Annotated in this window: 7 protein-coding genes and 1 pseudogene; all 8 read right to left on the reverse strand. The window is 52.4% G+C overall.

Translation table 11 applies throughout. The features are described from left to right. On the reverse strand, positions 1-448 hold a 448-nt coding region (gene atpF / locus RTU33_RS21555), incomplete at its 3' end, for a F0F1 ATP synthase subunit B (RefSeq protein WP_312630116.1). Between the two features lie 34 nt (positions 449-482). Continuing rightward, positions 483-722, reverse strand: a complete 240-nt coding sequence (gene atpE, locus RTU33_RS21560; RefSeq protein ID WP_000429386.1) for a F0F1 ATP synthase subunit C — start codon at positions 720-722, stop codon at positions 483-485. A gap of 49 nt (positions 723-771) precedes the next feature. Then, positions 772-1587 (reverse strand): F0F1 ATP synthase subunit A, encoded by an 816-nt coding sequence (atpB, locus tag RTU33_RS21565; protein ID WP_097162489.1) that lies wholly within the window; start codon positions 1585-1587, stop codon positions 772-774. Positions 1588-1595: 8 nt separating this feature from the next. Continuing rightward, positions 1596-1976 carry a F0F1 ATP synthase subunit I gene (gene atpI, locus RTU33_RS21570; protein ID WP_312630119.1) on the reverse strand — a complete coding sequence of 127 codons (381 nt, stop codon included), beginning with the start codon at positions 1974-1976 and terminating at the stop codon, positions 1596-1598. Positions 1977-2592: 616 nt separating this feature from the next. Then, a complete protein-coding gene (gene rsmG / locus RTU33_RS21575; protein ID WP_312630120.1) occupies positions 2593-3216 on the reverse strand; it encodes a 16S rRNA (guanine(527)-N(7))-methyltransferase RsmG in 624 nt (207 codons plus the stop codon). 104 nt (positions 3217-3320) lie between these two features. Further along, positions 3321-5210 carry a tRNA uridine-5-carboxymethylaminomethyl(34) synthesis enzyme MnmG gene (gene mnmG / locus RTU33_RS21580; protein WP_312630122.1) on the reverse strand — a complete coding sequence of 630 codons (1890 nt, stop codon included), beginning with the start codon at positions 5208-5210 and terminating at the stop codon, positions 3321-3323. A gap of 375 nt (positions 5211-5585) precedes the next feature. Then, the gene (gene mioC, locus RTU33_RS21585) at positions 5586-6035 is read right to left on the reverse strand and encodes an FMN-binding protein MioC (protein ID WP_312630124.1); all 450 of its coding nucleotides are present in this window, start codon (positions 6033-6035) and stop codon (positions 5586-5588) included. Between the two features lie 91 nt (positions 6036-6126). Continuing rightward, positions 6127-6226: pseudogene (locus RTU33_RS21590) on the reverse strand (transcriptional regulator AsnC); the annotation flags it as partial.

Consider the following 6226-nt stretch of genomic DNA (forward strand, 5'->3'; position numbering starts at 1 on the left):
CCACGATGTCGCTGTTAGCAGCTTCATCCACGGAACGTTCGATGATCTTCTCGGCACCAGCAACAGCCAGAATCGCGACCTGCTTACGAAGTTCTTCGCGAGCACGTTTACGCTCGGCGTCGATCTCAGCCTGCGCCTGGGCAACGATTTTGCTACGTTCCTGTTCTGCTTCAGCTTTCGCTTCGTCCATGATCTGAGCGCGACGCTTGTTCGCCTGCTCGATGATCACCTGGGCTTCCGCTTTGGCTTTTTTCAGCTGGTCGGTCGCGTTGGCCTGTGCAAGGTCCAAATCTTTCTTAGCGCGTTCTGCGGAAGCCAGACCGTCAGAAATTTCTTTCTGACGTTTTTCGATGGCAGCCATTAACGGCGGCCATACGTACTTCATGCAGAACCAGACAAAGAGAATAAACGCGATGGCCTGGCCGAGGATTGTTGCGTTCATGTTCACAGCACAATACCTCTTAAAATTTGATGACTACTTACTACGCGACAGCAAACATCACGTACAGACCCAGACCGACAGCGATCATTGGGATAGCATCCACCAGACCCATAACGATAAAGAACTGAGTACGCAGCAGAGGAATCAGATCCGGCTGACGCGCTGCGCCTTCCAGGAATTTGCCCCCGAGGATGCCGATACCGATCGCAGCACCGATTGCCGCCAGACCCATCATCACAGCGGCAGCCATGTACAGCAGATCCATATTCAGGTTTTCCATGACAGTCTCCAGTTTGTTTCAGTTAAAACGTAGTAGTGTTGGTAAAAAATCAGTGCTCTTCAGATGCCATCGACAGATAGACGATCGTCAGAACCATGAAGATAAAGGCTTGCAGCGTGATAATCAGGATGTGGAAAATGGCCCAAGGCACATTCAGAAGCCACTGTGACCACCACGGCAGAAGGCCGGCTATCAGAATGAAAATCAGCTCACCTGCGTACATGTTGCCGAACAGTCGAAGACCGAGAGAAACCGGTTTGGACAGCAGGCTGACGCCTTCCAGGATCAGGTTGACCGGAATGAACGCCCAGTGATTGAACGGCTGCAGGGTAAGCTCTTTAACAAAGCCGCCAACGCCTTTCATTTTGATGCTGTAGAAAAGAATGAGGATAAATACGCCGAGCGCCATCGACAGGGTGATGTTCACGTCCGCAGACGGCACCACGCGCAGCGCAGGCAGGCCCAGGAAGTGTTCGCCGATGTAAGGAATCAGGTCGATTGGCAGCAGATCCATCAGGTTCATCAGGAAGACCCAGACGAACACCGTCAGCGCCAGTGGCGCAATCAGCTTGCTCTTGCCATGGTACATGTCTTTGACGCTGCCATGGACGAAGCCGATGATCATTTCGATAGCCGTCTGGAATTTCCCTGGAACACCGCTGGTCGCTTTTTTCGCAACGCTGCGGAACATGGCAAGGAACAACAGACCCAGCACGACCGAGAAGAACATGGAGTCAATGTTGAGCGTCCAGAAGGTGGCCGGGGGGTTATGCGGATCCACCAGCGAGAAAGTACGCAGATCAAGCTGAAGGTTATTCAGGTGATGACCTATGTATTCCTGCGGCGTCATATTTTCTGAAGCCATGATGCCTTTTACCCTTTGTTGTTGATTACAGCTGGTGCCAGAACTTGTACCACCAGCACCAAAACCCACGTCACTATCAGCGGCAAAAATACCACTTTAACAACCGCCAGCGCCACCGCGAGGAGGGCAAAGGTCAGCAACACCTTGAACACTTCGCCGAGGGCGAAAGACCAGGCCACGCGGCCTTTGGCTGGTGTATGCGCCTGATGACGCCAGGCAAAAATCATAAACAGTGCATTTGGCACGACAACCGCCAAACCTCCACATACTGCGGAGATGCCCCAGAAGGGGTCTTTGAGGCAGAACAGCAATCCACTTGCGGTAACCGCCAGAAGCTGAATGAACAGAAGCTTACGAGCAACGTTTCGACTCAAGAGCGACACAGACATCACGTTTTTACTCCTGCTCCCTTCGAGGTATGTCGCGTGTCGTATAAAACGTTCTTTGAGGCTCGGAGTCAAGCATCAAAAAGCGGACAAATTATACGGTGACGCCCCGTGAATTCAAACAATAAGTAGCGAAAAGGTGAATAAATGTTTAAATATTTTTCGACCGCGCTGTTTTTCAACTTTTCAGGAAACTGTGAACAATCAGACAAAAGTGCAAACGACGCGAAATACCTCGCATAAAAGCGTGCATTCGATCACAAAAAAAAGATTTTCACCCTTATGGAAAACCAGCATAGAAAAAATTACCGGATTTCATCTTTCTGAATTCAATAACAAATTTATCGGACTCTTTTTAAAATAGCCCAATACATCCTAAAAACCATTCATTGACATTCATAATAAACTTTTAACATCCACTTACTGTTCACCCTGCCGATTTTTAGCAGACTGATATTTTCCATGTTGACTATTTTTATGGTTAAGCAAAGAGAGCCATGTGAACAGAATGCAAAAAAGCAGTGACCGTCTCGTTAAATGTAACTGAACGTATCACTGCTTTCATCACCCCGTTTTAACACTTCACGGTGGGGGTAAAATCCACATTTTTTGATAAAGATTAAACTTTTGTTGCCTTAATTTTAACCAGATGCCGTTCTCCATCCAGCTGAGGAACGTTAAGTTTCACGATATCTTCCACTGCGAACTGCGCGGGCAGCTGCGCAATTTCATCGTCAGGCAGCAGACCCTTTAACGCATAAAAATGGCCATGCTCTGCCGGCAGATGGTGACACCAGTTCACCATGTCGGTCAGGGAAGCGAACGCCCGACTGATCACCCCGTCAAAGGGCGGCTCTGCCGGGAAATCCTCGACGCGACTCTGCACCGGAGTGACGTTCTCAAGCTTCAGCTCATGCTGAACCTGGCGCAGGAAGCGCACGCGCTTGCCCAGGCTATCCAGCAGCGTGAAATGCGCCTGAGGCAGGACAATCGCCAGCGGAATACCCGGCAAGCCAGGCCCTGTCCCCACATCAATAAAACGTTCCCCCTGCAAATGCGGCGCCACGATGATGCTGTCGAGGATATGACGCACCAGCATCTCGTTCGGGTCGCGTACCGAGGTCAGGTTGTACGCTTTGTTCCATTTGTGGAGCAGTTCGACGTAGGCCACCAGCTGCTGTTGCTGGTGATCGGACAACGAAATACCTGCTTCAGCGAGCAGACGAGAGAGTTTATTGAGCACTGAGAGATCCTGTTGAGCTTCTTTTGGCGGGTGGCGCTTCGCTGACCCGCCTTACGGGTGTGCAGGCCCGGCAAGCCTCGCGCCGCCGGGCAATATATTCAAAATCAGGCGCTGCGGCGCAGCATCCCCTGTTTTTTCAGCCAGATCAGCAAAATCGAAATCGCCGCAGGGGTCACGCCGGAGATACGCGAGGCCTGACCGATAGAGGACGGTTTGTGATCGTTGAGTTTGGCAATCACCTCGTTGGACAAGCCAGAAACCTGACGGTAATCCAGCGTCGCTGGCAGGATTGTATTTTCGTTGCGCTGATGGCGCTCGATCTCGTCCTGCTGGCGGGCAATATAACCTTCGTATTTGACCTGAATCTCCACCTGCTCGGCCGCCTGCGGATCCGCAAGGCCTGGCGCAAATGGAGAGAGCTGTACCAGCTGTTCGTAGGTCACGCCCGGACGACGCAGCAGATCTTCACCGCTGGCCTCACGGGATAACGGCGCATCCAGCTGAGCGTTCACTTCAGCAACAGCTTCAGAGGTTGGCGTCACCCAGGTGGACTTCAGGCGCTGGCGCTCAAGTTCAATGCTTTCCAGCTTTTCGTTGAAGCGCGCCCAGCGTTCGTCATCCACCAGACCCAGCTCACGACCCTGTTCGGTCAGACGCAGATCGGCGTTGTCTTCACGCAGCATCAGGCGGTATTCCGCGCGGGAGGTGAACATGCGGTACGGTTCTTTGGTACCCAACGTGCAGAGGTCATCCACCAGCACACCGAGATAGGCCTGATCGCGACGTGGCGCCCAGCCCTCTTTCTCGGCCGAGAAACGTGCAGCATTAAGACCCGCCAGCAGACCCTGTGCGGCGGCTTCTTCGTAACCGGTGGTGCCGTTGATTTGCCCGGCAAAGAACAGGCCCTGAATGTATTTGCTTTCCAGCGTAGGCTTCAGATCGCGCGGATCGAAGAAATCATACTCAATGGCGTAGCCCGGACGAACGATCTTCGCGTTTTCCATCCCTTCCATCGAGCGGACGATCTGCATCTGCACGTCAAACGGCAGGCTAGTGGAGATCCCGTTCGGGTAAATTTCGTTGGAGGTCAGGCCTTCCGGCTCGAGGAAAATTTGATGCTGATTTTTGTCGGCAAAGCGCATGACTTTGTCTTCAATCGACGGGCAATAACGTGGCCCGATACCTTCAATAACGCCGGCGTACATTGGGCTGCGATCGAGGTTATTGCGGATTACATCATGCGTGCTTTCATTGGTGTGCGTGATGTAGCACGGCACCTGGCGCGGGTGCTGATCCGCGTTGCCCATGAACGAGAACACCGGCATTGGGTTGTCGCCATGCTGCTGAGCCAGAACGCTAAAATCGATAGTGCGGGCATCAATACGCGGCGGCGTTCCGGTTTTAAGGCGACCAACGCGCAGCGGCAGTTCACGCAGACGACGAGAAAGCGGTATTGACGGCGGATCGCCAGCGCGTCCACCGCTGTAGTTGTCCAGACCAATGTGAATTTTGCCGTCAAGGAATGTCCCCACGGTCAGCACAACGGACTTCGCGTGGAACTTCAGCCCCATCTGAGTGACAGCACCGACGACGCGATCGTTTTCGACGATCAGATCTTCAACAGCCTGCTGGAAGATCATCAGGTTCGGCTGGTTTTCCAGCGCAGTACGTACGGCCTGACGGTACAGAACGCGATCGGCCTGAGCACGAGTTGCACGAACGGCGGGGCCTTTGCTGCCGTTTAGTATTCTAAACTGGATACCCGCCTGGTCGATCGCCTTCGCCATCAGCCCGCCGAGCGCATCCACTTCTTTTACCAGGTGTCCTTTCCCAATGCCGCCAATGGCCGGGTTGCAGCTCATCTGCCCCAGCGTGTCGATATTGTGTGTCAACAGCAGGGTCTGCTGACCCATACGTGCTGCGGCCATCGCGGCCTCAGTACCTGCATGACCCCCGCCAATGATGATGACGTCAAAAGGATCCTGATAAAACATGGTGGTCTGCCTCGCATGAAAGCGGTTTGAAAAAGTGATTGAAGCCCGGGCCGTGGATTCTACTCAACTTTAGCGGTTGGAGAAAGCACCCGGGATCCTGGGTATTTAAAAGAAGATCTTTTGTTTAGAGATCTGTTTTATTGTGATCTCTTATTAGGATCGCCATCTTCTGTGGATAAGCTGGATCTGGCTTTTAAGATCAAACGCTTAATAAGGATCACAGCCTGTGAATGATCGGTGATCCTGGTCCGTATAAGCTGGGATCAGAATGAAGGGTTATGCACAACTCAAAAACTAACCAAACCTTATTCGTTGGATAACTACCGGTTGATCAGTGCTTTTAACCAGAGTTATCCACATAAAAAAGGCCGATCTTTACAATTCTCCGATCAGTTTTGACCAGGATCCGAGCCAAATTTCAGCCGGATCTTCAGGAATGTCATGATCGAGGATGTTGATCTTCAGCGTCTCGCCTATCTGTTTCGCTCCGCAGGCCGTCAGTTCCTGGTCGATTTTCTCGATAGCGCCGCAGAATGTGTCATATTCGCGGCTGCCAATGCCCACGGAACCGAAGCGTACGGCAGAGAGATCGGGTTTCTCTTCCTTTATTGCTTCGTATAAAGGAAGCAGGTTATCCGGAATGTCGCCCGCACCGTGCGTAGAGCTGACTAACAGCCAGACTCCGCTTGGGGTCAGATCTTCAAGCAGGGGGCCATGCAGCGTTTCAGTGGAAAAACCGGCGTCTTCCAGCTTCTCAGCCAGGTGTTCCGCCACGTATTCGGCGCCGCCAAGCGTGCTGCCACTGATAAGAGTAATGTCTGCCATGAAAGTCCACCCCTTGATCCTGAGTGGCATATTGTACGCTGTGTGTGAGCTGGGATCTACCTGTGGAAAGATGTGGGATTAAAAAGCCCGATCACGGGCGAATGGTGCGCATGATCGGGTTCTGAAGGGAGATCAGCGTCTCGGTGGACTGAATTTCATCGATTGTTTGGATCTTGTTGATAAGTACCTGC

The sequence above is a fragment of the Scandinavium sp. genome, from assembly GCF_032012665.1.
Lineage (GTDB): Bacteria > Pseudomonadota > Gammaproteobacteria > Enterobacterales > Enterobacteriaceae > Scandinavium.